Source organism: Pseudarthrobacter sp. NCCP-2145 (assembly GCF_023708005.1).
GTDB classification, from domain to species: domain Bacteria; phylum Actinomycetota; class Actinomycetes; order Actinomycetales; family Micrococcaceae; genus Arthrobacter; species Arthrobacter oxydans.
In genome coordinates, this window is the sequence record NZ_BRCG01000006.1 from 180,399 (window position 1) to 203,713 (window position 23,315).

Consider the following 23,315-nt stretch of genomic DNA (forward strand, 5'->3'; position numbering starts at 1 on the left):
ACGGCTCCGCCTGCCCGATCTCAGGCGTTCCGGGGCGGGTAGGCCAAGTGCGGGCGCGGTTCGGCGATGAGCTTGAGGCCCGGCGGCAGGCCGTCGATGCTGCCGCCGGTACCGTGGGCCCTGATGGTGACCCGGGAGGTGTCCAGCAGGACGTTCGCGGCCTGGAAGTCGCCCATATCCTCGGGCAGGATCGGCGCCAGGTGGACCACTCCGCGCGTGAACACGGGGTCGAACCGGAGCAGGGCGCGGATCAGCTGTATCGGTGCCGCAGCAGCCCACGCCTGAGGTGAGCATGCCGTCGGATAGGGGACGGGGCCGGGGAATTCGCCGCGGTCAAACCCGCAAAAAAGTTCGGGCAGCCTGCCGTCGAAGTGCTCAGCGGCGTCAATGATGCCGGTGGCGAGCCGCCGGGCTTCCTCAACGAACCCGTAGCGCATCAGCCCGGTGGCAACCAGGGCCGAATCGTGGGGCCAGACGGAACCGTTGTGGTAGCTGACCGGGTTGTACGCGCCCATGTCGGAGGCCAGGGTGCGGATACCCCAGCCGGTAAACATCTGGGGCGACATCAGGTGCTCCACGACGGACGGCGCCTTGTCCTCGTCCACGATGCCCATCCACAGGCAGTGCCCCATGTTTGACGTACAGGCATCCACGGGCCGCTTGTCCTTGTCCAGCGCAACAGCGAAATAGCCCTTGTCCGGCAGCCAGAACTTTTCGTTGAAAGCAGCCTTCAACTGCTCCGCGCGGCCCTCCCAGTGCTGTTCCAGGGCGTGGTCGCCGGTCCAGCGGGCCAGCAGGGACCGGCCCACGTAGGCGCTGTAGACGTATGCCTGGACTTCGCAGAGGGCGATGGGCGCCTCTGCCATGGTTCCGTCCGCGAAGTTGATGCCGTCCCAGGAGTCCTTCCACCCTTGGTTGATGAGTCCATGGTCATTGGGACGGAGGTACTCCACAAACCCGTCTCCGTCGCGGTCACCGTAATGCTCGATCCACTCCAGTGCGCGGTCCACGTGGGGCAGCAAAGGTTCCACGACGTCCTTCGACAGCCCCCACCTGCTGAGTTCGCCAACGAGGGCAGCGAACAGCGGCGTGGCGTCGGCGGTTCCGTAATAGGCGGTTCCGCCAACTGCCAGGCCCGCGGTGACGCCAAGCCGCACTTCATGCGGGATGCGCCCGGGCTCTTCCTCCGAGTCCTTGTCAACTTTCGTCCCCTGGAGGCCTGCCAGTGTCTGCAGCGTTCCGGCAGCCAGTTGTGGATCAACCATAAGGCTCATGTAGGAGGACAGGATGGAGTCCCGTCCGAACAGAGCCATGAACCATGGCGCACCCGCCGCCACGGCTGCCCGTTCGGGGTGATGGGGGTCAAAAATCCGGAGTGAACCCAGGTCACTTTGGCTGCGGTTGAGGACAGCCTGCAGGTTGGCGTCCGCCACGGTAATCACGGGAACGTTCTGCTCCCACCGGTGGTGCCGCCGGACGCCTTCCCGATGATGCGGAAGCCCGGTCTCGGTAAAGGCTTCGGCGGGCCCCTGGCCGTTGATCAGGGGTACCACAATGATGCTGGTGGACCATTTGCCGCGGGCAGGGACCGTTGCCCGGAACCGAAGACCATCCAGGCTGACATCGGCTCCCCGGGCACGCACCGCCGTTCCCCGCTGCTGCCCGTCACGGACGCTTTCGATGACCAGCTGGCCGTCCCGGACAGACCGGGTGGTTTCGTGGGTACCGGGAATCCGTCCGCCCTTGACGTCGAAGAGATCAGCCTGGTCAGCGGCCACAAGAAGCTCAATGTCACATTCAACGGGCTCCGCCGAGTAGTTCTCCAGCGTGATGTCATCCTGCAGGCCCGGCCCGATGTGGCGGACCTGCCGGACCACCAGGGGGCTGTCGAACCGGCCGTCCGGCCACTTCGCACGGCCAACGAACGTGGCCTCGAAAGGCTTTGGCCGCTGGGCCGAGAGCGGCTCCCGCAGCACGCCGTTGACCCGCAGCACCCAGTGGGAAATGATGCGGGTGTCCTGGAAGAAAACACCGTTCGTGCCGCCGTCGGCACTGATGTCCCCGGTCCCGGACGAGATGCAGAATGAGGACCCCTCCAGCACTGTCACGGAACCGGACTCGGCCGCACCTGCCTCGGTGTCTTCGTTCCACGCGGTCATGGCAGGACTCCTTCCTTCAGGGAGTGGACGCTGCCGGGGCTGGGAGGACCGCCGGCCCCTTATAGATTCTGGTGCACGTGTGCGGTATCCGGAACCCCTCCAGGCATTCTGCTTTCGATCAGTTCCGTGAACAGCCGGAGGTGCTGGCCCACCATGCGTTCCACGCTGAAGCGCTCCGCCACAACCCTGCGGCAGGCAGTCCTGTCCAGCCCGGCAGCAGCCCCGGCGAACCCGGCCAGGTCCCTGGTTTTGCCGAGAAAGCCCGTACGTCCGTGGTCGACAATCTCCGGAGCAGAACCAATCTTTGTCCCGATGACAGGCGTGCCGGTGGCCAGCGCCTCGATCATCACCAGCCCGAACGGCTCGGACCACTGGATAGGGTTCAGGAAGGCCAGCGCCCCGCCCATCAGCCGGTACTTGGTCACGTCATCCACCTCCCCCACGAAATCCTCGTTTGGCCCAAGCCGCGGCTCAATGACCTCGTGGAAGTACCTGAGTTCGGCGGGTTCGCGCATCTTCACCGCGATCCGCAGCGGCATGCCGGCCTCGCGCGCGATCATGATGGCTTCCAGCAGCCCTTTGTCCGGGCAGGACCGCCCTACAAAGCACAAGTACCCGCCATCGCCGGCACCCACCGGCACCGAGGAAACGTCCATGCCGTGGTGGATGACCCGGGTGATCGGCACTTCCGGAGCATGCGAGGCCTGGTCCCGGGAGATTGCGATGATGGCGGCCCGGCGGCGCGCGATGGCCCCGTAGATGTCCACAGCATGCGCGTTGAGTGGGCCGTGGATAGTGGTCACCACTGGCGTCCCCTGGGGAGAATTCACGTAAAGGGGCCCCGCCATTGTGTGGTCATGGATGATGTCCACGCTCCCAAGGCTTTTGTAAGCCCTGACGACGTGGCTGAGTTCCGAGGTGGTGGAACCCAGTTCATGCGGCGCCGAGTCCTGCATGCCCGCCACGAGCGGGACAGGGCAGGTGCTGTCCGAGGGCGCTGCCAGCAGAACCTCATGGCCTGCTGCCACGAACCCCCGGGCCAGGTTGTCCACTACCCGTTCAATGCCCCCGTAGGTCACAGGTGGAATCGGGATCCACGGTCCCGCAACAAGTCCTATCCGCATTCCTGGCCTCCAGGATTTTGACAGGCCGGGATCCCCAGGTGTCCTGGCATTTCCATCGGATCCGTTCGACGGTCCGCATGGCGATTCGGAACAGCTCTCCGAGGGCGTTTGCTTAACCTTGCTCCGACTATCGCCCTAACAGGGCCGCAGCACAAGCCCTACTGTGGGGTACCTAACAACGGCCGCCGGAATGACGCCGCGCGCCACCGGGTTGTCCCAGGTATGAAGATTGAGATCTGGTCCGACGTCGCGTGCCCGTGGTGCTACATCGGCAAGCGCCGCTTTGAAGCCGCCCTGGCGGCGTTTCCGCACCGGGATGCGGTGGAGGTGACCTGGCGGAGCTATCAGCTGGACCCCGCCCTTCCTGAGCACTACGACGGAACCGAACTGGACTACCTCAGCACCCGCAAGGGCATGCCGCGGGAACAGGTTTCACAGATGTTCGACCATGTGGCCCGGGAAGCCAGCGGTGAAGGGCTGAACTACCGCTTCGATTCCGTGGTCGTGGCCAACAGCTTCACCGCACACCGCCTGATCCATCTCGCTGCCGCGCACGGCAGGCAGGACGCCGCCAAGGAGCGCCTGCTCAGTGACCACTTCGAGCATGGCAAGGACATCGGCAGCCGCGAATACCTGACGTCCCTGGCGGTGGAGCTGGGCATCGGCCGGGCCGAGGTGGACGAGCTGTTCACCACCGACAAGTACGCGGATGACGTCCGCTTTGACGTCGAAGAGGGCCGGTCCCTGGGCATCAGCGGCGTGCCGTTCTTCGTCATTGACCGGAAGTTTGGCCTCTCCGGGGCCCAGCCGACCGAGACGTTCTCTGCAGCCTTGGACCAGGCATGGCAGGACGCCAACCCGCTGGTACTGGTCAATTCCGCGGATGGCGGGGCGTGCGGGCCGGACGGCTGCCCCGCCTAGGAGGGCGCCCGGGAAATGCCCAGCGCGTTTACTGACACATCGCGGTAAAGTGTCTGTATGCCCAGGATTTCAGCGGCCAGCAACGCCGAGCAGCGAGCGGACACCCAGCGCCGCATCCTCACCGCCTTCGGCGAACTCCTCTTTTCCCATGGCCTGCCCGGCCTCACCATGACGGACGTGGCCCGGCACGCGGGCGTGGGCCGGACTGCCGTGTACAACTACTACGCGGACATCGAGGAGCTGCTGATCTCCTATGCCCTCGATGAGACCGAGAAGTTCCTCTCCGAGCTGCGGGACTCCCTGGGCCGGCTGGACAACCCCGTTGACAGGCTCGCCCTGTACGTGCGCGCCCAGGTGGTCGACCTCAGCCGCCGGCACCTGCCGCCGGGACCCGCCATGGGAGCCGTGCTGTCGCCGTCGTCCTTCGCCAAGCTCGCCGACCATGTTGGCGAGCTGAGCGTCCTGCTGCAGGGCATCCTGCGGGATGGAATGGAGCAGGGCTACCTGCCGGCGGCCGATATCAACCAGCAGGCACAGCTCATCCTGGGCACCTTGTCCTCGAGCGCAGCCAGGGGCAGCGACGAGCCCGCCGAACTGGAAGCACGCGTGGCCAGGACCGTCCGCTTCATCCAGCTGGGTGCCGGCGCCAGGTTCGACGACGACGGCCGCCCCGTGAGGGTAAGTCCCCTTCCGGCTGTGGCCGGCTGATCCACCCGCCGACGTTCACGGGGAGGGTGCCGCCGACGGAAAGACGGGCCATTTGTCGTCATCCGCGATGCGGCGGCTTTCCCGCGGACAGCTGAGGGTTCCCGGGGTCTGGTCAACGAGTTCCGGCGGCGTGAGCGCCTTGTAGTCCTGGGCGAGGATCACGTCCACGCTCCCGTCTGTCCGGCTGTCCTGGAAATAGTCCGAGCCCGGCAGGTTCCGCTGGACGCTGAACGCGGCAGACTGCCCGGCCGCTCCCGAAATCACGGCGGCGGCGCCGCGGTAGCCCGCGTCAACGTTGGACACGGCGCCCACCACGAACTTCCGGGCCAGGAACTCATCCGCCACTGAACGTGCCAGCCCGGGCCTGCTGGTGGAGTTGTACACGTTCAGGTTGATCTGGTCGTTCGGAGTGTAGTCGAACGTTGCGGCCGGGCAGGTGGAGACGGCCTCTTCCGCGGGCGCCGCCGAGGGGATCTTCAGCTGCCCGTTGATGATCGCCAACGCCGTGATGATGGCCGCCGCGATGAGCCCCACAAGGAGCACCAGGACAACCCCGTGCAGCACACGCCGGCGCACACGGGCTGTTTCGTCGGCCTGGGCTGCCCCAAACGTGGCACGCAGTTCCGGGCCGCTGACGACGTGGTGGCCGTGGAGGACGCTGACGTCCTGCTCCTTCTTCCTAGCCATCTATCACCAGGACACGGGCATGGATTGCGGTGCGCTGGTGCAGGGCGGTGCGGACGGCCCGGTGCAGCCCGTCCTCCAGGTAGAGGGTTCCCTGGTACTGCACCACATGCGGGAACAGGTCGCCGAAAAAGGTGGAATCTTCAGCCAGCAGTGCTTCCAGGTCAAGGGTGCGCTTGGTGGTCACCAGTTCGTCCAGCCGGACCGGACGCGGCGGGAGCGACGCCCATTCCTTGGGCGTCGTATAACCATGGTCGGGGTAAGGGCGGCCCTCGCCCACAGCTTTAAATATCACCTTGCCACACTAGGCATCCTGCGGGCCCAGCGAAAGTACCCGGCGGTTCCTCCCGCAGGTTGTGGCCAAACAGTGACCATGGCCCGCCAGCACCTGCGGTTGCCGGTCCAGGCCGTCGTGGGCGCTGCGGAAGGTTCAGCTGACAGAATAGAGGCATGACAGCATCCGAGTCCCCCGCCGTGTCCGCACCCGGAATCCACGCGCCTGCCATTCCGCCGCTGGCCCTGCTGCTCGATGTGGACGGGCCGGTGGCCAGCCCGGTGACGCGGGACGTGAAGCGGGAGATCATCGATGACCTGGTTGCCCTCGCGGCGGCGGGAATCCCCGTTGTCTTCAACACGGGGCGCTCCGACGCTTTCATCCGGGAACAGGTAATGGAACCCATGATCGCCGCCGGAATCCCGGCCGGGACCATCATCCACGCCATCTGCGAAAAGGGCGCCGTCTGGTTCAGCTACACCGCGGCCGGACCCGGCCCCATCCACGTGGACCGGGAGCTCGCCGTGCCCACAGCTTACGGGGACGACATCCGGCGCATGGTGGCGGAGGACTATGCCGAGCACATGTTCTTTGACGAGACCAAGCGCGCCATGGTGTCCGTGGAGCAGCACATAGACGTACCCAGTGCCGACTACCTTGCAGAGCAGAAACTCTTTGACGCCGACGCGATGGACCTGATGGCCCGGCACGGGCTGGGTGTGGTCCGGCTCGACCACCACGCCCCCAATTCCGACGACGAGGTGGACTACCGCGTGGATCCCACCATCATCTCCACGGACATCGAGTCGGTACGGCTCGGGAAGGACCTGGGCGCCAGCCGGGCAGTGGAACTGCTGGCCGCGCAGGGCATCACGCCGGCGGCGTGGCGGACTGTGGGCGATTCGCGCACCGACTACGCCATGGCCGACTGGCTCCACCACAACGACCACGCAGTCAAGCACGTGGACGTCCGTCCGGCCGACGGCATCCCGGAGAAACCGTACCCGGTCCTGACGGCCGGGGACCTGGGGCTTGGGGCGTCCGTTATCCACGACGACGCCGGCGGGGCTTTCCTGCGCAGCTGGCGGGAGGCGCTGGGCGCCTAGGCCGGTTCCCCGGCCCCGGGCATCCTGCCCGAAACCTGCTGTTTAGGCCGCCCGGCTATCATGCAGGTAGGAACGCATACTTTGACGAGCACGGAGACGACCATTACAGAAGCACCGGTTCAAGACGAGGTCTACTACGGAGGCCAGGCCTCCGTAGAGGAACAATTCCACGCGGAGATCACTTCCCCCGAAGCTGAGCAGCGGCTTAACCCCCGCCCTGATGTCATCACGCATAAGGGCCGCATCGCGCTGATCAACCAGACCAGGACCCCTTACCAGGCCATGGTGGAGGACCTCCTGTTCGTGCGCAACGTGCTGGCCAACGCGGACCTGGCGTACCTGCTGGTCAGGGGCAACAACGACCGGCCGGTCATTGCCCTGGACTGGAAAGACCGGAAGAAACTGCGGGCGGCCCTGGTGGAAGCCTGCCGGGACGAGCCTTTCTACTCCATGACGGTGGATGCCAAGAAGAAGACCTCGCTGCTGGTTGCGGACGGCGAGCTTTCCACCAACCGCCAGGCGCGCATCTTCCGCCTGTACCGGCCCCGCGTGGAACCCAACGGCGGCTTCGAGTTCGGCTCGTCAGCAGGTGTGCAGATTGAGCTGTGGTCCTTCAAGGCCAATGAAATCACCCTGCCGATCGAGAACTCCCTCACGCGCAGGACCCTGCTCCGCCAGGATGCCGTCCGCGGCACCGTGGAGCGTTACGGCCACACCTGGCCCACCATCGAGAACATGTTCGCCGACCACGCCAGCGACATCAGCTTCGACATCGATCTGGTGTTCTCCTGGGTGGACGGAAGCTCCCCCGAGTACATTGCCGCCCGGCGCGCCCAGCAGAAGGACGTTGTCCTGGGCGAGGGCGACGACCACGAGGCCCGTTTCCGGCAGATCAACGAACTCAAATACGCACTCCGGTCCGTGTACATGTTCGCCCCGTGGATCCGCCGCATCTTCATCGCCACGGACTCACCGGCCCCTGAGTGGCTGGCGGACCATCCCTCGGTGACCATTGTCCGCAGTGAAGAGTTCTTCTCGGACCCCTCGGTGCTTCCCACGCATAATTCGCAGGCGGTGGAGTGCCAGCTCCACAACATCGAAGGCCTCTCGGAGCACTTCCTGTACTCGAACGACGACATGTTCTTCGGCCGGCCGGTCAGCCCGGACCTGTTTTTCACGCCCGGCGGCATCACGAAGTTTGTCGAGGCGGAAACCCGGATCGGCCTGGGTGAGAACGCCGTTGAGCGGAGCGGGTTCGAGAACGCAGCCCGCGTCAACCGGAAGCTGCTGTGGAACCGGTTCGGGCGGATCACCACCCGACACCTGGAGCACTGTGCTGCACCGTTGCGCCGCAGCGTTGTGTCGAAGATGGAGCGGGAGTTCCCGGAGGAGTTCCGGAAAACGGCTGCCAGCCGTTTCCGGGCAGCGGACAACATTTCCGTTACCAACTCGTTCTACCACTACTACGCACTGCTCACCGGCCGGGCAGTAACCCAGACGGCGGCGAAGGTCCGCTACGTTGATACCACCATGAAGTCGGGACTGAAGTACCTGCCCAAGCTCCTGGCCAAGCGGAACATGGACTTCTTCTGCCTGAACGACGGCAGTTTCCCGGAAGTGCCTGCCGACGAGCGCGCTGCACAGGTCACCGATTTCCTGGACAAGTACTTCCCTATCAAGGCGCCCTGGGAAAAATAGCCGGAAGACAAAGGTCCGTGCCGCTGGCGGCACGGACCTTTGTCTTTACTCCTAGCGGCTGCTGGGCAGCCCGAGCTTTGGGCTGCTCCGTTGCTTGGCGCTTTCCGGAATCCGGACCCCGGCGGCGTCCAGGCGCCGCTTTGTCTCTTCCGGGGAGACGTACTCGCCTACCGTCGTCGAACGTCCCATGGGAACCACGGAGTGAACGATCGTGTGCTCGTAGACGTGGACCAGGTTGAAGGACTGGCCGCTGTCCTGGCCCCTGGTGCCCCCAGCGGGGACGTTCAGGTCCTGGGTGTAGCAGCTGGCTGAGGCCACGGAGACGGGGATGCCGGCAAAGCTTGCCGTGGTCGAATAGTGCAGGTGCCCGGCAAGGATGGTGCGGACGTCCGAGTTCCGGACCACAGCCTCCAGCGAGGCCTGGTCCCGCAGCTCCACCAGGACGGAGAGATCCAGGACTGATGGAACAGGCGGGTGGTGCAGCGCCAGGATGGTGCCGTCGGGGGCCGGAGTGTCCAGTTGCCGTGTGAGCCACTCAAGCTGGGAGGCGCTCAGTTCACCGTGGTGGTATCCGGGCACGGTGGTATCCATGGTGATGACGCGGAGCCCGTTGATGAAGTAGCTCTTGTCCACGGGCCCGTCATGGGCGGGTTCGTCCAGCAGGCCCGTCCTGAAGTTGGCGCGGTTGTCGTGGTTGCCCATCGCCCAGATGACCTTGGCGCCAAGCTCTTCGCAGGCGGGGTCGACGATCGCCCGGAGTTTGACGTAGGCCTCAGGATCGCCTTTGTCGGCGAGGTCTCCCGTGAAGATGACGGCCTCGGGCCGTGCACCGGAGGCCTTGACCTCTTCAAAGAGCTGAATGAGCCTGGCTTCGCTGTCAACGACGCCGTAAAGGGGGTCCGGACCTCCCATCAAGTGGGGATCGCTCAGGTGGAGAAGGAAGTGGCGTGGCCGGGGATGTTCGGCCTCGATGTGCTCCATTGCTGCCTCTGTGGTCGGTGGGAAACGGCGCTTCCCTTGTACCCTTCAGTAAGGTTTATCCAATCAGACATTTGGCAAACTTTGGGTAAATCGCCGTGGCTGATGTGGAAAAAGATGAAAGAACTGCGCTTTTGCGTGGCTGCGTTCGGCGCAGCGGCGGTTTTTTAACCAAGGGCGCCCTCGATGGCGTCGATCACCTCTGCCGAGTCGGGTTCCACTGTGGGCGCAAAGCGTCCCACCACTTCCCCTTCCCGGTTGACGAGGAACTTCTCGAAGTTCCACTTCACCAGTCCGGGCAGAAGTCCTGTCTTGAACTTGGTGAGCTCCGCATACAGCGGGTGCTGGCTCCTGCCGCGGACGTCCGCCTTAACGGTCAACGGGAATGTCACCCCGAAGTTCCGCTGGCAGAACTCGGCGATCTCGCTGTCACTGCCAGGTTCCTGCCCGGCGAACTGGTTGCACGGGACGCCAAGGATCTCGAACCCGCGGTCCCTGAACTTTTCGTAGAGCGTCTCCAGGCCGGCGTACTGGGGCGTGAACCCGCAGTTGGAGGCGACGTTCACCACCATCACCACTTTTCCCTTGAACATGCCGAAGTCAGTGGTGGTGCCGTCGTTCAGGGTCAGGGGGATCGGGTACAGGGATGTCACAGGTTGCGTCCTCGGAGAGTTGTTCATGCCTGGAATTCGTTACCGGCGAACCAGTGTACTGGTCCGGGCTTGGAGTTTCCTGGGTGAACCTCCGCGTGGATCCTAGGGCTCCGGGGTCGCGGTCGTGCCGGTTGGCAGCGGCACCGGTTCGGTGGTCTCACTCGGTGCCGGAACCGGTTCGACGGAAAAAGTCGCTGTGGGTGCCGGCGCGGGTTCGACCGGTACGGGCTCAACCGGCGTGGGTGCGGGCTCGACCGGTGCGGGCTGAACCGGCGTGGGTGCGGGTTCGACCGGTACAGGGTCGACCGGCGTGGGTGCAGGCTCGACCGGTACAGGCTCAACCGGCGTGGGTGCAGGCTCGACCGGTACAGGCTCAACCGGCACGGGTACAGGCTCGACGGGCGCGGGCTCAACCGGCGCGGGTGCCGGCTCAACCGGTGTCGGTGTTCCCGTTCCCGGATCCGTCGGGGTCGGTGTGCCCGTCTCCGTCGGCGTCGGGGTCGGTGTGCCCGTCTCCGTCGGCGTCGGGGTCGGTGTGCCCGTCTCCGTCGGGGACGGCGACGGCGTGCCAGTCTCACTCTCCGTCGGGGACGGCGACGGCGTACCAGTCCCAGTCTCCGTCGGGGACGGCGACGGCGTACCAGTCCCAGTCTCCGTCGCGGATGGCGTCGGCGTACCAGTCCCAGTCTCCGTCGCGGATGGCGTCGGCGTGCCATACCCGGCCCATGCAGTCGGTGACGGCGTTCCGGAGTCCGCGGGCCTCAGAGTCGACAGCCAGGACGCTGGCGAAGACGGAGACCCGGCCGTCGTCGTCGTCGCTTTGACCCAGCGGGGAGCCGGCGGAGGCTCGCTGCCCTGGCCCACCGGGATGGTCCAGCGTATGGGCCCGGTGGACGGAGCGTCAGTGCCCGGCAGGTAGGACCGCAGGTCAGCAGGTCCACCGCCGAAGGGCCTGAGCGCGATCAGGCGCCACTTCTGTGGGCTCACGTGGTGCCCGTCGAGGATCGTTTCGAAGTGCAGGTGGCATCCCGTCGACCATCCGGTGGAGCCCACCCGCGCAATGGCCTGCCCGGCGCTGACGGAATCCCCGCTGCGGACGGCGATGGACTCCAGGTGGTTGTACGTGGTGATCAGCCCGTTGCCGTGGTCAATCTCAACCCGGTTGCCGCCGCCCCAGGGATGCCAGCCCGCCGCGCGGACCTCTCCCGCGTCAGCCGCATGGACCTGGGTGCCGCAGGGAGCCGCATAGTCCTGGCCGAGGTGGAAATCGCCTGCTGCTCCGGACAACGGACTGACCCGGAAACCGAAGGGCGACGACGGAGCCAGCTGCTTGAGGGGAGCCATCAGATACCCCGCCGGCGGCCTGCCCACCGCTGTCAGCTCCACGGCGAGGGCAGACGGGGTCTCCTCCCCGTGGCCACTCACCAGCGGACGGGGAAAGGCGATCTCCACCTGGGGGTCGCTCAGGATGGCCGCGGTCAGGGGCCCGGCAACGAGGCCGTCCAGCGTCGGTGCGCCCGACTCCCTGCTGCCGTGCCGGTCTGAACTGGTGCCGGTACCGGAACCAGCCGGAATCCCCACGGCACCCATGCCTGCGCCGGGACGGATGACGGAGGCCGTCAAGGTCCCCGCTTCAGGTGCACTGCCGGAGGGGTTCACCGCCCAGACGGCCATGGCCAGCACCCCGCTGGCCGCCACGGCACGCACAGCGGGCAGGCACAAACTTTTGGGGCCTGTGGCGTCCTTCCCGGATACCGCGTGATTGCCCATGAGACTGACTCCAGGACGTGGCTGGCCGCCCCTGTCATGACGGTATCTCCCATGGGAACATACGGGCGGGGACCCTGGGAACCCTGCAGCGGGACACTGCGGTTTTTTTGTGGTTGCCCGCTGTCCGGTGGCTGAAACCAGGTTGTCCGTGCAGGCACCACGAGAGCCCGGGTTGTGCTTACGATTGGCCCAACAGCGGGGTATGCCGCAGGAGGTTGTGCACAATGAAGAACATCCTGAGTCCTATTAAGAAACGCCTTGTCCACACGTTCAGTAACGGCTCCGACGGAGTTCCGCAGTGGCAGCTCGATCTCGCGAAGGGGGACGACCCTGGCTACCACCTGCCCGGTTCGGCGGTGTGGGCGGTGCATGGTTCCATGTCGCCCATCGTGGCCGGGATCCGCACACTGTTGATGCAGGCCCTTCACCCCGGCGCGCTTGCGGGCGTCCACGAACATTCAAACTTCCGCGAGGATCCGCTGGGCAGGCTGGCCAACACGATCCGCTGGATTTTCACCGTGACCTACGGTTCCACCGAAGCCGCGGAGAATGCCTCACGCCGGGTGCGCCGGCTGCACGAGGCCGTCCAGGGCAGTTACAGCGACAACCTCGGAACGCAGCGCGGCTACAGTGCGAACGACCCGGAACTGGCCGGCTGGATCCACCTTGCGTTCACGGACGCGTTCCTGACAGCCCACAAAATCTGGGGCGGCGCCATACCCGGCGGCCCCGACGCCTATGTCCGGGAGTGGGCACAGGCGGGGCGGCTGATGGGAGTGGAGGACCCGCCGCTGAGCGAAGCGGACATGCACAGGCAACTGGACCGCTGGTACCAGAGCGGTGAGCTTCGCGTCGACGCCCGGGTGGCGGAGACGGTGGAGTTCATCCGGAACCCGCCGTTGAACCGGGTGCTCCGGCCGGGCTATCGGATCCTGTTTGCCGGTGCGGTGTACAGCCTGGAGCCAAGGTACCGCCAGATGCTCGGACTGGCTGTACCACGGCTGGGTCCTGTGACGCTGCCGGTGAGGCTCGCTACCAAGCTGGTTCTCGGCGTCGTACGCCTGGCGTTGGGACGCAGGGGCCCCAGCGAACTCGCCGCCAGGGAACGACTCAGCAGGCTGGGCGTGCCGGGCGCAGACGCGTGACCGTTGTCCGCAACCCTAACAAACGAAAGAACCCGGCCCCGGCAGGTGCCGGAGCCGGGTTCTTAACCGGCGGAGAATGGGGGATTTGAACCCCCGAGGGCGTTAACCCAACACGCGTTCCAGGCGTGCGCCATAGGCCGCTAGGCGAATTCTCCAGCTGCTTCTGAATCAAAAGCAGATACTAGATTACCTGATCTTTTCCGCATCGCCCAATTGACCCCCGGCTGCACGGCCGTAAGGTCCGGACGGAGGACTCCCGGCCGGCCGGGTTCACGCCGGCCCGGACGATTTTAACCACGAAATGGACGCCCCCAACGCGTCCATTCCCCGGACACCGTTGAGCTGCCGGGTCCGGCCCCGTTCAGCCAGGCCACGCAGCTCACAACCTTGAGATTGCCCCAATCGGTGTATATACCCATGATCAAGGGCGCCGGCGGGATAAGCAACGATTTTCGTCCACCACCCCCGCCCGGTTCCGGCAGGATGAAGCCATGAACGAGCTGCATGCACTGGTGGTTTACGTCCCCCGTACTCACACTGAGGCGCTCCTCGCGGCCATCGGCGATGCCGGAGCAGGCAGGATCGGCAAGTACTCGCACTGTTCCTTCGTCACGGCGGGGACAGGCCGCTTTACTCCCCTGGACGGCGCGGAGCCGTACCTGGGACGGGTCGGCATGCCGGAAGAAGCCGCCGAGGACAGGATCGAATGCGTGGTTGAAGGGCCTCTGCTGGAAGGGGTCATCGCCGCCGTGCGGGCAACGCATCCGTATGGGGAGCCTGCCTTCATGAGCTGGCCGGTGGAAGGCTGGCGCCGGACGGAAGGCCGATTCGAGTCGGGCAGCAAGTTCGGGTAAAGTGTCTGACGGCCCCTCATGTGGCGTCATCCTGTTGAACTCCCCCAGGACCGGAAGGTAGCAAGGGTAAATGGGCTCTGGCGGGTGCATGGGGGGTCTTTACTATTCCCCCACAGGGCGGCAGGATGTCGGCCCGGATTGGTAGGGTTTTCTCTGTGACAGTTACTACCGCCCTCTACCGCAGGTACCGTCCGGACTCCTTTGCAGACGTTATCGGGCAGGAACATGTCACCGAGCCGTTGATGACCGCTTTGCGGAAAAACCGGGTCAACCACGCCTACCTTTTCTCGGGGCCAAGGGGCTGCGGCAAAACCACGTCCGCACGGATCCTGGCGCGCTGCCTCAACTGCGCCCAGGGCCCCACGGACACCCCCTGCGGCACGTGCCCCAGCTGCGTTGAGCTGGCCCGCGGCGGCTCAGGCTCCCTGGACGTCATCGAGATCGACGCCGCAAGCCACGGTGGTGTGGACGATGCCCGGGACCTCCGCGAGCGCGCCACCTACGCCCCGGTGCGTGACCGCTACAAGATCTTCATCATCGACGAGGCCCACATGGTCACGTCAGCCGGCTTCAACGCCCTGCTGAAGATCGTTGAAGAACCACCGGAACACATCAAGTTCATCTTCGCCACCACGGAACCGGACAAGGTCATCGGGACCATCCGCTCCCGCACGCACCACTACCCCTTCCGGCTTGTGCCGCCGGAGCCGCTGATGGCCTACCTTGAGCTGCTGTGTAACCAGGAGAACGTTCCGGTGGCCCCGGGCGTCCTGTCACTGGTGATCCGCGCCGGCGGCGGTTCCGTCCGCGACTCACTTTCCGTCCTGGACCAGCTGATGGCGGGTGCAGGCCCGAACGGCCTGGACTACGAACTCGCGGTCGCCCTCCTGGGCTACACCCACGCTTCGCTGCTCGATGACGTGGTTGAAGCCGTGGCCGCTTCCGACGCCGCCACCGTTTTCCGGGCCGTAGACCGGGTCATCCAAACCGGCCACGATCCCCGCCGGTTCGTGGAGGACCTCCTGGAGCGCTTCCGCGACCTCATCATTGTCCAGGCCATGCCCGAAAGCGCCCAGACCATACTTCGCGGCATGCCCGCTGACCAGATTGCCCGGCTGAAGAACCAGGCCCACAACCTGGGCGCGGCCGAGCTGTCGCGGGCAGCAGATGTCACCAACACGGCGCTGACCGAGATGACCGGCGCCACCTCCCCGCGGCTGCACCTTGAGCTGCTGTGCGCCAGGATCCTGCTGCCCAGCTCCGAGCAGAACGAGCGCGGCATGGCCGCCCGGATAGACCGTGTGGAACGCCGGCTGAACTACGCCGGGAACGACGTCGGCGCTCCCGCCGCCCCAGGTGCGCCCCGCACCGCGGCGGATGTTTCCCCTGCGCCTCAAGCGGGGGCGCTTCCGGCCCCCGCCCGGGCTGCAGTTCCTGCGGCTCCGGCAGCGCCGGCGGTTTCTGGCGGCGGGCAAGCTGTTCCTGCCGCCCCGGCGGCGCCGGCGGTTTCTGGCGGCGGCCAAGCTGTTCCTGCTGCTGCGGCTCCTGGCGCCCCGCAATCGCCTGCAGTATCGGGGGCTTCGAGCACGCCTGCGGCCGCGCCGGCGGCTTCGCCTTCCGCGCCGGCTCCTGATTCGGCGTCGGCAGCACCGCCGGCGTCGGCAGCACCAGCCGCTCCGGCAACGCATGCTGCCAGCCGGGCAGAGGATGTTTCCTCCCCTGCTGGTGCACCCCGCGGCCCGCTGACCGCACCGCGCGTCAGCACCGATGACTGGCCCGTAGAGGATCCGGCGGCGAACAGGTCCTCATCCACCCCTCCCGCCGGCCGCGGCGGCGACGTGCCCCGCCCCGCCACGGCGGAGCCGGCGTCCGCTGCTCCCGGCCAGGCACAGGGTGGCCCTTCCGGGGCAGCCCCGGGCCCGGTACAGGGTACAAGGCAGGAGCCGGCGGACCGGCCGGCGCCGGTTTCCACGCCACAGCCCTCCCCTGCCCAGCAGGATAGGCCTGCCCCGGCGGCTGCCCCGGCGGCTGGATCCATGGGCGATGTTGAGGTCCTGCGCCGTGCCTGGCCGGATGTCCTGCAAACGCTGTCCAAAATCAAGCGCAGCACATGGGCGCTCGTCGAACCCAACGCGCAGGTTGCCGCGTTCGACGGCCACCTCCTGACCCTCGCCTTCACCACGCCCGGGCTTGCCGGCGCCTTCGGCCGGGCAGACCATTCAGACAATTTGCGGCAGGCCATCCACAAAACCGTGGGCATCGACTGCCAGATCACTGCGTCGGCCGGTGGCGGCGCGCAGGCGAGCTCTGACCCAAACCCAAAAGTGCCCGCCACCCGGGTGGCCCAGGCAACGTCGGCTGACGTCGCGTGGGGCCTGGCCCCCGCGCCGTCATCGTCACCCGACGACTCAGTCCAGCAGCCCGGCACCCCTGGCCGCGCCAGTGGTGGGAACCAGCAGGGCGGATTGCCGGGTCGGGACGGCGCGGACAGTGCGGCCCTGCACACCCCTGGGCGGGACGCACAACAGCGCACGGAAGGCGCGGCTGCAAGGGACAACGCCGGCCGTACCGGGGCCGCCACACCGGAGCCCGCTGCGGATCAGGCGGCCGTCTCGGCCAACCCTGCCAGCCCGTTTGCGGAGGGCGGTGCCGGGTCCGCCCCCGGGCAGGCGCCCGGACGCGTCCCCACCCCTGCACATGCCTCCCCGGCTCCCGTTGCGGCTGCCCCGGCAGGCGACTACTCATATTCTGATGACGACTGGGGACCGGCCAGGGACGAGGACGCTCCCCCGCTGGACGAAGAACCTCCCATGGACTGGGACCCTTCTGCCCACTCCCGGCCGCCGGCAACGGCCGGCACCACTTCGAACAGCACCGGTTCAGGCAGTGCGGTATCAGGCAGTGCAGCATCAGGCAGTGCGGTATCAGGCAGTGCGGGTACGGGTGGTGTTCCAAGCAGGTCCGGTTCCTCAGTGGTCGGTTCCGCTCCGGCGGGTTCCGCTTCCGGCACCACCGCCCAGGGCAATGGCCGGCCTGGCGCTGATCCGGCGTCGGCCTCCGGAAGTCCCCACGATCCCTGGACCCGCGCAGTCGAACAGGCACCCGGTGTCTGGGTGGTCGGCGAGGAAAGCAACGTGGGCAGGAGTGCCTCAGCGGATGGGCCCGAAGAGGCAGCAAACCCGCCTGCTCCGACGCCGCACTACGAACCAGCTGCCGCCCAGGTGCCGCCCTCCATCCCGGTCACTCAGGCCGGCTCCAGTCCTGAACCCGACTGGGGCCTGGCACCTGCCCCGTCTCCCGGCAGCGGACACCCCGGAGCCGGCCGTTACGGACAGGCGCCTTCATCACCGGAGGACGTGCGCGCGCCCGAGTACGCCATGGCATCAGCTTCCCCCGCTGCTGCAACGCCGGCACACGCCACTCATGCCCCGGCAGCAGCATCTCCAGCAGCACCGTCGCCGGCAGTATCATCCCCCGCGCCGGTTGCCCCGGCGGCTTCGGTGACCGCTGCTGCTGCGCCGGCCGCTCCGGCGAAGGCGGCCCCGGCAAAGTCTCCGCAGGCGTCGTCTGCTGCCGCAGCAGAAGCACGGCAGAGCCTGTACCAGCGCCTGTCCAACAGCCCCGAAGCGGAGGCCGGGCGTGCCAAGGCTCCGGCCAGGGCAGTTGCAGCCGCCGCCACCTACGTCCAGGACATCCCCAGCGCCGACGATGAGACGATCGAAGAGTCGGGAGTGTTCGGACGTGCCGCCGTGGAGCGTATTCTGGGCGGGAAGCTGATTGAGGAGCGTTCCCCGGACGGAAGCCCCATCGCGCCGCGGTACTGACCGCGGCCCCGGCATGCCGGGGGCGCACCTGCAAGTCATGGCTTTACCCGCAAACCACACCAAGCTGAAGAGGGAAACGTGTACGAAGGTGCTGTCCAGGAGCTGATCGACGAGCTCGGACGCCTTCCGGGGGTGGGCCCCAAGTCCGCCCAACGGCTCGCGTTCCACATTCTCGAGGCGGATCCGCAAGACATGAAGCGGCTGGTTGAGGCGATCACCACTGTCAAGGAACGGGTCAAATTCTGCTCGGTCTGCGGCAACGTCACCGAGCAGGAACTCTGCAATATTTGCCGGGATCCCCGCCGGGATCCGGCCGTGATCTGCGTGGTCGAGGAATCGAAGGATGTTCTGGCCGTGGAGCGGACACGGTCGTTCCGGGGCCGCTACCACGTGCTGGGCGGCGCCATCAATCCCATCGCGGGCGTGGGACCAGAACAGCTCCGGATCCGCGAGCTGCTGACCCGGCTTAACGACGGCGCCATCCAGGAAGTCATCATCGCCACGGACCCCAATCTTGAGGGTGAGGCCACCGCCACGTACCTGGCACGCATGCTGAAGACGATCGGGATCACGGTGACCCGCCTCGCCTCCGGGCTTCCGGTGGGCGGAGACCTGGAATACGCGGACGAGGTCACCCTGGGACGCGCCTTCGAGGGCCGCCGCAACGCCCTGACCTGACCGGGCGCCACCTGGCACGGCGCAACAAACCGGCACACCACAACGCAACAGGTTCCGCCGCCCTGCCAGGACTCCTGGCTGCACCTGTCGCAAGCAAACGCGCCCCGCAACGGCGCAGCCCGGGCCTGAAAATGGTCACAATTCAACCCCGGGCTGCGGGCGGCGATAAACTGGGAAAAGAAGTCGCGCCATGGATGGCGTTAGTTCCCAGCGTCAGGGCCAGCACAGCGTTACGGCTGTCTGGCCGGACTCCAATTGATTCAGTGAAGGTACGCGCATGAGTACGCCCACTACCGAAGTGCACAACGCAACGCAGCAGCAGGAGCCGCCCGCCGGCCGTGCGGTGACAAAGCAGCTCATCGTGCAGAAGTTCGGCGGATCCTCCGTAGCGGACGCGGACGGCATCAAGCGGGTAGCCAAACGCGTGGTGGACGCACAGATAGCCGGTAACGAAGTTGTGGTGGTCGTCTCGGCCATGGGTGATACCACTGACGAGCTCCTCGACCTTGCCGGGCAGGTGACGGATTCCGCGCCGGCCCGCGAGATGGACATGCTGCTGTCCGCGGGTGAGCGCATCTCCATGGCACTTCTGGCCATGGCCATCAACAAACTGGGCGCCTCCGCCCAGTCCTTCACCGGTTCCCAGGCCGGCATGATCACCGATGGCATCCACGGCAAGGCCCGGATCATCGACGTCGACCCCCACCGGATCCGCACCGCCCTGGACAAGGGCAACATCGCAATCGTGGCCGGCTTCCAGGGCATGAGCCGGGCCACCAACGAGATCACCACCCTGGGCCGGGGCGGTTCAGACACCACTGCCGTGGCCCTGGCTGCCGCACTGGAAGCGGACGTCTGCGAGATCTACACGGACGTGGACGGCATTTACACGGCTGATCCCCGCGTTGTTCCCTCCGCCCAGAAGATCGAGCGGATTTCCAGCGAGGAAATGCTCGAGCTCGCGGCGTCCGGAGCCAAGATCCTGCACCTGCGCTGCGTGGAGTACGCCCGCAGGTTCGGCGTCCCCCTGCACGTCCGTTCCTCATTCAGCCAGCACGAAGGCACGTGGGTCATCCCCAGCGCCGAAGACAAGATCACCACACAAGAGGGAGTTGCCTTGGAGCAGCCAATCATCTCCGGCGTTGCGCACGACCGTTCCGAAGCCAAGGTCACCGTTGTTGGCGTTCCGGACATCCCCGGCAAGGCCGCAGCGATCTTCCAGGTCATCGCCGACGCCCACTCGAACATCGACATGATCGTGCAGAACGTCTCCACCCATGGCACGGGGCGGACGGACATTTCCTTCACGCTTCCCATCGTGGAGGGCGCCGACGCGCTGGCAGCCCTTCATGCCGCGCAGGACCAGATCGGGTTCGAGAGCATCGAGTACAACGAGCAGATCGGCAAGCTGTCCCTGATCGGGGCGGGCATGCGCTCCCACCCGGGCGTGTCAGCAACGTTCTTCAAAGCGCTGTCCGACGCCGGCATCAACATCAACATGATCTCCACCTCCGAGATCCGCATCTCCGTGGTGACGCACGCGGACCTGCTGGATGAGGCTGTCCGTGTCATCCACAAGGCCTTTGACCTGGACAGCGAAAGCGAAGCCACCGTGTACGGCGGCACCGGCCGCTAGCCGGCAACGAAAAGCCGGGCCCCTTTTCCGTTCATTCGGAAAGGGGCCCGGCTTTTTTATGTCCTGCTGTCGGGGGTGGCCGGAGCAACCGGGACCGGTTCAGCCCTGCTTCTCGAGGTCTTCGCGTCGTACGGCGTAGTGATGGCCGGCAGCATCGGTCTCCACAACAAAGTGCGAGAGTTCCTCTTCCGAGGCCTGTTCGAAGGCATCGTGCCTGTGCACCACCGGCGTATCGGGGTCCAGCCGCGCGGCGGGCCCAAAGAAGAACCGGAGCCTGTCGGTCAGGCCCATGAACCTGTTGACTACATGTGCCACTGTTTCCACCCCCTTCCCGACTATCCGGGGGAAAGAGTCCATGCCTCCGTGCTGGAGCCAGTGCCCTTATTTTATGCCTGCGGACCGGAAAAGGCTCCCGCCCGGACCCCAAATTGGCAGGCTCAGCGGAGTGACTTGTCTTCCGGGTTCCTGGGTACAACGTAGGTGCTGCCATCGGGCCTGGTGACGGTCTCCCACTGCTGGGTCTCCGCCTCACGCTGGGCCAGCAGCCTGCGGTTTTCCTCCGTCATGTCGTGGACAAGGGATGAACGGTTGGCCGGACCAAAGATGGCCCGCAGCCTTCCTGTGGCCCGCATGAAACGCTGCGACGCGTTTTCCTTGCCTTCAGAGTTGCCCTTGCCCATGAACCCGGCTCCTTACCTGACATGATAGCTACTGGAAGTGTACGCTAACAGTTAGTGCACTAACAATTGGAGGAGCATGGAGACGGCGACCGGCACCGAACCGGGGCAGGACGAGGACCTGCTCCTGGAGCACCAGTTGTGCTTCGCCCTGACGGTGGCTGCGCGCAGCGTTGTGGGTGCCTACAAGCCCGTCCTCGAAAGGCTGAACCTGACCCACCCGCAGTACCTGGTGATGCTCTGCCTGTGGGAGGCGAGTCCGCGCACTGTCCGGAACATCAGCGACGCCCTTGCCCAGGAACCGGCCACCATCTCACCCCTGCTCCGCCGGCTTGAGGCTGCGGGACTGATCACGCGACGGCGGGTGGACGGCAACGAGCGCGCCCTCGCCGTCGAACTGACCACGAAGGGCGCCGCGCTGCGCCAGGAGGCCCTCAAGGTCCCGGGAACAATGATGGAACGCCTGGGATTGACCCGAGCCCAGGTCACGGAACTGCACACCTCCATGATGGGGCTGATTGCGGCTACCTCCGGCCAGGAGACAGAACCAGAACCGGCAGTAGAATAAGGGGATGACGGACAGGCCACGGTCCATGAGGAAAACGGCGCTCGCCCTGCTGCTGGCAGCAACGCTGCTCCCGGCGTGCTCCCCGGACCAGGGGGGCGGCAGCCCTTCCGGCGAACCTTCCGCAACTCCCACGGCCTCCGCCACCGCGTCGGAGAGCCCATCCGCCAGCCCGTCCGCCGACACTGAGACCTCCGTCCCCGCCCCCGCCCCGGTACCTTCAGCGGCGCCTTCCGGACCCGGGCAGGGCAATGCCGAACTGTCCATCATCGTGACCACCGCAGAGGGAGAACCCGAGACCAGCTACACCCTGGTGTGCACAGACGGAGTCCCCGCTGCCGAGAGCGTGCATCCCGCCGCGGATGCAGCCTGCTCCGCCTTGAAAGAAAACGCGGGGCTGCTGAGCCCCAGCGTCCCGGGAACCGCGCAGGCCTGCACGCAGCAGTGGGGCGGCCCCCAGAAAGCCACCGTGACGGGAGTTGTGGACGGTGTCCCCGTAGACACTGCCTTCTCGCGCACCAATGGCTGTGAGATCGGCAGCTGGGATGCTGCAAGGGATGTCCTTGGTGTTGCCGGTGGAGCCTAGGCTCCTCGCGGCGGACGAATGGCAGGCGCTGGAGAAGGCACACCAACTGCGCGTCAGCCGCTACGCGGACCCCTACCTGGCCCGCAGGTCGGCAGGCAAAAAGCACCCGGTGGAAGACTTCCTCTTCACCTACTACACCCAGAAACCCGGCCAGCTGCGCCGCTGGCACCCCGGCGCAGGGCACGTCCTGCTGGGCCGGGAAGCGGCTGGGCGCCTTGACTGGAAGCACTACCGCCGGCTCGACGACGGCGAGCTTGCCTTCCTGGGGCTGCCGGAAGGGAGTACCGCGGTCACCTTTGACCGGGACGCCTTTCTTGCCGACCGCAGCGAGGCAATCGCCTTTGCGGGCGTCATCCTGCGCGGAACCGCAGCACGCCCCGCCCAGTTCGGCTGCTTCGGGCTGCACGAATGGGCCATGGTGTACCACCAGGACAGGTTCGACCTGCGCCACGAGTACCTGCAGCTGCGGTTGGGGCCGGCCGGCACGGACAAGGTGGTGGAGGACAACCGGATCCGCTGCACCCACTTCGACGCGTTCCGCTTCTACACTCCGGACGCCGTCCCGCTGAATGAGTTGGCGCCGAGCCGCGAGACCCAGCGCCACCTCGAACAGCCCGGCTGCCTCCACGCCAACATGGATCTGTACAAGTGGGCGTACAAGCTGCTGCCGGCCCTGCCCAGCGAGCTGGTGATGGACTGTTTTGAGTTGTCCTGGCGGATCCGCGCCATGGACATGCAGGCTTCCCCTTACGATCTTGCGGAGTGGGGCTACCCCGCAATTCCCATCGAGACGCCGCAGGGCAAGGCCGAGTACGTGGAGCACCAGCGCTCCTTCGCTGCGGAAGCGGCTGCCCTCCGGGAGAAGCTGGCCGTGGAACTGGAGGCACTGTCCAGGACGGTTCCGGCGTGATCGACCTGACCGTCAGGCTCCGGGAAGATCCTGCCGCCGTCGAACATGTCTTCCGGCTGGTGGCCGACGGCGGCCGCGCCCAGCCGGCCACCACCCTGCCGGACCCTGATGCGGCCCTGGCAGCGGTGGAAAAGTACGGCGAGGGCATCTTCTTTCCCAAGCCCGGCCCACCCCGGCTGTGCACCCAGCAGTACGGCGGGCCCCAGGTAGCCGTGGTCACGGGCATCTTTCATGGGCGCACCGTTGATTCTGTGTTCACGCGCACGGATGGCTGCGAAATCTCGCGCTGGAATGCCATGGCGGCGTTGCTTGGGAGCGCGGGCGGAGCCTAAGGGCCCTGCTAAGGCCGGATAAACAAAAGACAG

General features: G+C 66.3%; 22 protein-coding genes, 1 tRNA gene and 1 other RNA gene. 14 read left to right on the forward strand and 10 right to left on the reverse strand.

The features are described from left to right. Positions 1–20 precede the first annotated feature (20 nt). Together NFU08_RS07400 and NFU08_RS07405 are read right to left on the reverse strand one after the other, a co-directional pair. Positions 21–2,159: an amylo-alpha-1,6-glucosidase gene (locus NFU08_RS07400; RefSeq protein WP_174179973.1), complete on the reverse strand. Its 2,139-nt coding sequence runs from the start codon at positions 2,157–2,159 to the stop codon at positions 21–23. 59 nt (positions 2,160–2,218) lie between these two features. Continuing rightward, positions 2,219–3,283 (reverse strand): glycosyltransferase family 4 protein, encoded by a 1,065-nt coding sequence (locus NFU08_RS07405; protein WP_251421889.1) that lies wholly within the window; start codon positions 3,281–3,283, stop codon positions 2,219–2,221. Positions 3,284–3,505: 222 nt separating this feature from the next. Here NFU08_RS07405 and NFU08_RS07410 point away from each other — a divergent pair, with 222 nt between their 5' ends. Further along, complete coding sequence (locus tag NFU08_RS07410; protein ID WP_251421892.1) at positions 3,506–4,204, forward strand: DsbA family oxidoreductase; 699 nt, start codon at positions 3,506–3,508, stop codon at positions 4,202–4,204. 57 nt (positions 4,205–4,261) lie between these two features. After that, complete coding sequence (locus NFU08_RS07415; protein ID WP_174182278.1) at positions 4,262–4,912, forward strand: TetR/AcrR family transcriptional regulator; 651 nt, start codon at positions 4,262–4,264, stop codon at positions 4,910–4,912. Between the two features lie 15 nt (positions 4,913–4,927). Here NFU08_RS07415 and NFU08_RS07420 read toward each other — a convergent pair whose 3' ends face one another. Together NFU08_RS07420 and NFU08_RS07425 are read right to left on the reverse strand one after the other, a co-directional pair. Further along, positions 4,928–5,599 (reverse strand): LytR C-terminal domain-containing protein, encoded by a 672-nt coding sequence (locus NFU08_RS07420; RefSeq protein ID WP_251421895.1) that lies wholly within the window; start codon positions 5,597–5,599, stop codon positions 4,928–4,930. Next, positions 5,592–5,891, reverse strand: a complete 300-nt coding sequence (locus NFU08_RS07425; protein WP_102976783.1) for a type II toxin-antitoxin system VapB family antitoxin — start codon at positions 5,889–5,891, stop codon at positions 5,592–5,594. Before NFU08_RS07425 ends, NFU08_RS07420 begins: the two co-directional genes overlap by 8 nt. A gap of 155 nt (positions 5,892–6,046) precedes the next feature. On the opposite strand from NFU08_RS07425, the gene NFU08_RS07430 reads away from it, so the two are divergent. Next, positions 6,047–6,976, forward strand: a complete 930-nt coding sequence (locus tag NFU08_RS07430; RefSeq protein ID WP_174182274.1) for a hypothetical protein — start codon at positions 6,047–6,049, stop codon at positions 6,974–6,976. 60 nt (positions 6,977–7,036) lie between these two features. Beyond that, a complete protein-coding gene (locus tag NFU08_RS07435) occupies positions 7,037–8,674 on the forward strand; it encodes a stealth family protein (RefSeq protein ID WP_174180989.1) in 1,638 nt (545 codons plus the stop codon). A 51-nt stretch (positions 8,675–8,725) separates the two neighbouring features. On the opposite strand, the gene NFU08_RS07440 is transcribed toward NFU08_RS07435, so the two are convergent. The 3 genes from NFU08_RS07440 to NFU08_RS07450 form a co-directional block, all read right to left on the reverse strand. After that, a complete protein-coding gene (locus tag NFU08_RS07440) occupies positions 8,726–9,655 on the reverse strand; it encodes a phosphodiesterase (protein WP_251421898.1) in 930 nt (309 codons plus the stop codon). Positions 9,656–9,819: 164 nt separating this feature from the next. Beyond that, on the reverse strand, positions 9,820–10,305 hold the full coding sequence (locus NFU08_RS07445) for a glutathione peroxidase (protein WP_285835580.1): 486 nt from the start codon (positions 10,303–10,305) through the stop codon (positions 9,820–9,822). 102 nt (positions 10,306–10,407) lie between these two features. Further along, a complete protein-coding gene (locus NFU08_RS07450; protein ID WP_251421902.1) occupies positions 10,408–12,075 on the reverse strand; it encodes a M23 family metallopeptidase in 1,668 nt (555 codons plus the stop codon). 224 nt (positions 12,076–12,299) lie between these two features. Between NFU08_RS07450 and NFU08_RS07455 the strand changes: the two genes are divergently transcribed. Further along, entirely contained in the window at positions 12,300–13,220 is a 921-nt protein-coding gene (locus NFU08_RS07455) for an oxygenase MpaB family protein (RefSeq protein ID WP_174180981.1), read from the forward strand. Between the two features lie 70 nt (positions 13,221–13,290). Here NFU08_RS07455 and NFU08_RS07460 read toward each other — a convergent pair. After that, positions 13,291–13,375 (reverse strand) — tRNA-Ser (locus NFU08_RS07460). 336 nt (positions 13,376–13,711) lie between these two features. Between NFU08_RS07460 and NFU08_RS07465 the strand changes: the two genes are divergently transcribed. The 5 genes from NFU08_RS07465 to NFU08_RS07485 all read left to right on the forward strand — a co-directional run bounded on the left by NFU08_RS07465 (position 13,712) and on the right by NFU08_RS07485 (position 20,212). Continuing rightward, on the forward strand, positions 13,712–14,074 hold the full coding sequence (locus NFU08_RS07465) for a hypothetical protein (RefSeq protein WP_251421904.1): 363 nt from the start codon (positions 13,712–13,714) through the stop codon (positions 14,072–14,074). Between the two features lie 7 nt (positions 14,075–14,081). Then, positions 14,082–14,178: signal recognition particle sRNA small type (gene ffs / locus NFU08_RS07470), an RNA gene on the forward strand. Between the two features lie 51 nt (positions 14,179–14,229). Beyond that, entirely contained in the window at positions 14,230–17,898 is a 3,669-nt protein-coding gene (locus NFU08_RS07475) for a DNA polymerase III subunit gamma and tau (RefSeq protein WP_251421905.1), read from the forward strand. A gap of 78 nt (positions 17,899–17,976) precedes the next feature. Then, positions 17,977–18,576 (forward strand): recombination mediator RecR, encoded by a 600-nt coding sequence (recR, locus tag NFU08_RS07480; protein WP_066273645.1) that lies wholly within the window; start codon positions 17,977–17,979, stop codon positions 18,574–18,576. Between the two features lie 277 nt (positions 18,577–18,853). Then, a complete protein-coding gene (locus NFU08_RS07485; protein WP_066273644.1) occupies positions 18,854–20,212 on the forward strand; it encodes an aspartate kinase in 1,359 nt (452 codons plus the stop codon). A 99-nt stretch (positions 20,213–20,311) separates the two neighbouring features. On the opposite strand, the gene NFU08_RS07490 is transcribed toward NFU08_RS07485, so the two are convergent. Both NFU08_RS07490 and NFU08_RS07495 read right to left on the reverse strand, forming a co-directional pair. Continuing rightward, positions 20,312–20,527 (reverse strand): hypothetical protein, encoded by a 216-nt coding sequence (locus NFU08_RS07490; RefSeq protein ID WP_174180972.1) that lies wholly within the window; start codon positions 20,525–20,527, stop codon positions 20,312–20,314. A 122-nt stretch (positions 20,528–20,649) separates the two neighbouring features. Further along, entirely contained in the window at positions 20,650–20,892 is a 243-nt protein-coding gene (locus NFU08_RS07495; RefSeq protein ID WP_066273642.1) for a hypothetical protein, read from the reverse strand. Positions 20,893–20,968: 76 nt separating this feature from the next. Here NFU08_RS07495 and NFU08_RS07500 point away from each other — a divergent pair, with 76 nt between their 5' ends. The 4 genes from NFU08_RS07500 to NFU08_RS07515 are packed head-to-tail and all read left to right on the forward strand — an operon-like array spanning position 20,969 to position 23,282. Continuing rightward, positions 20,969–21,457, forward strand: coding sequence for a MarR family winged helix-turn-helix transcriptional regulator (locus tag NFU08_RS07500; RefSeq protein ID WP_174180970.1), 489 nt, complete (start codon positions 20,969–20,971; stop codon positions 21,455–21,457). Positions 21,458–21,461: 4 nt separating this feature from the next. Beyond that, on the forward strand, positions 21,462–22,040 hold the full coding sequence (locus NFU08_RS07505) for an SSI family serine proteinase inhibitor (RefSeq protein WP_246256457.1): 579 nt from the start codon (positions 21,462–21,464) through the stop codon (positions 22,038–22,040). Next, positions 22,012–22,950, forward strand: a complete 939-nt coding sequence (locus tag NFU08_RS07510) for a 3-methyladenine DNA glycosylase (RefSeq protein ID WP_174180968.1) — start codon at positions 22,012–22,014, stop codon at positions 22,948–22,950. Before NFU08_RS07505 ends, NFU08_RS07510 begins: the two co-directional genes overlap by 29 nt. Next, positions 22,947–23,282, forward strand: a complete 336-nt coding sequence (locus NFU08_RS07515) for a serine protease inhibitor (RefSeq protein WP_104188222.1) — start codon at positions 22,947–22,949, stop codon at positions 23,280–23,282. Before NFU08_RS07510 ends, NFU08_RS07515 begins: the two co-directional genes overlap by 4 nt. The last annotated feature ends 33 nt before the right edge of the window (positions 23,283–23,315 follow it).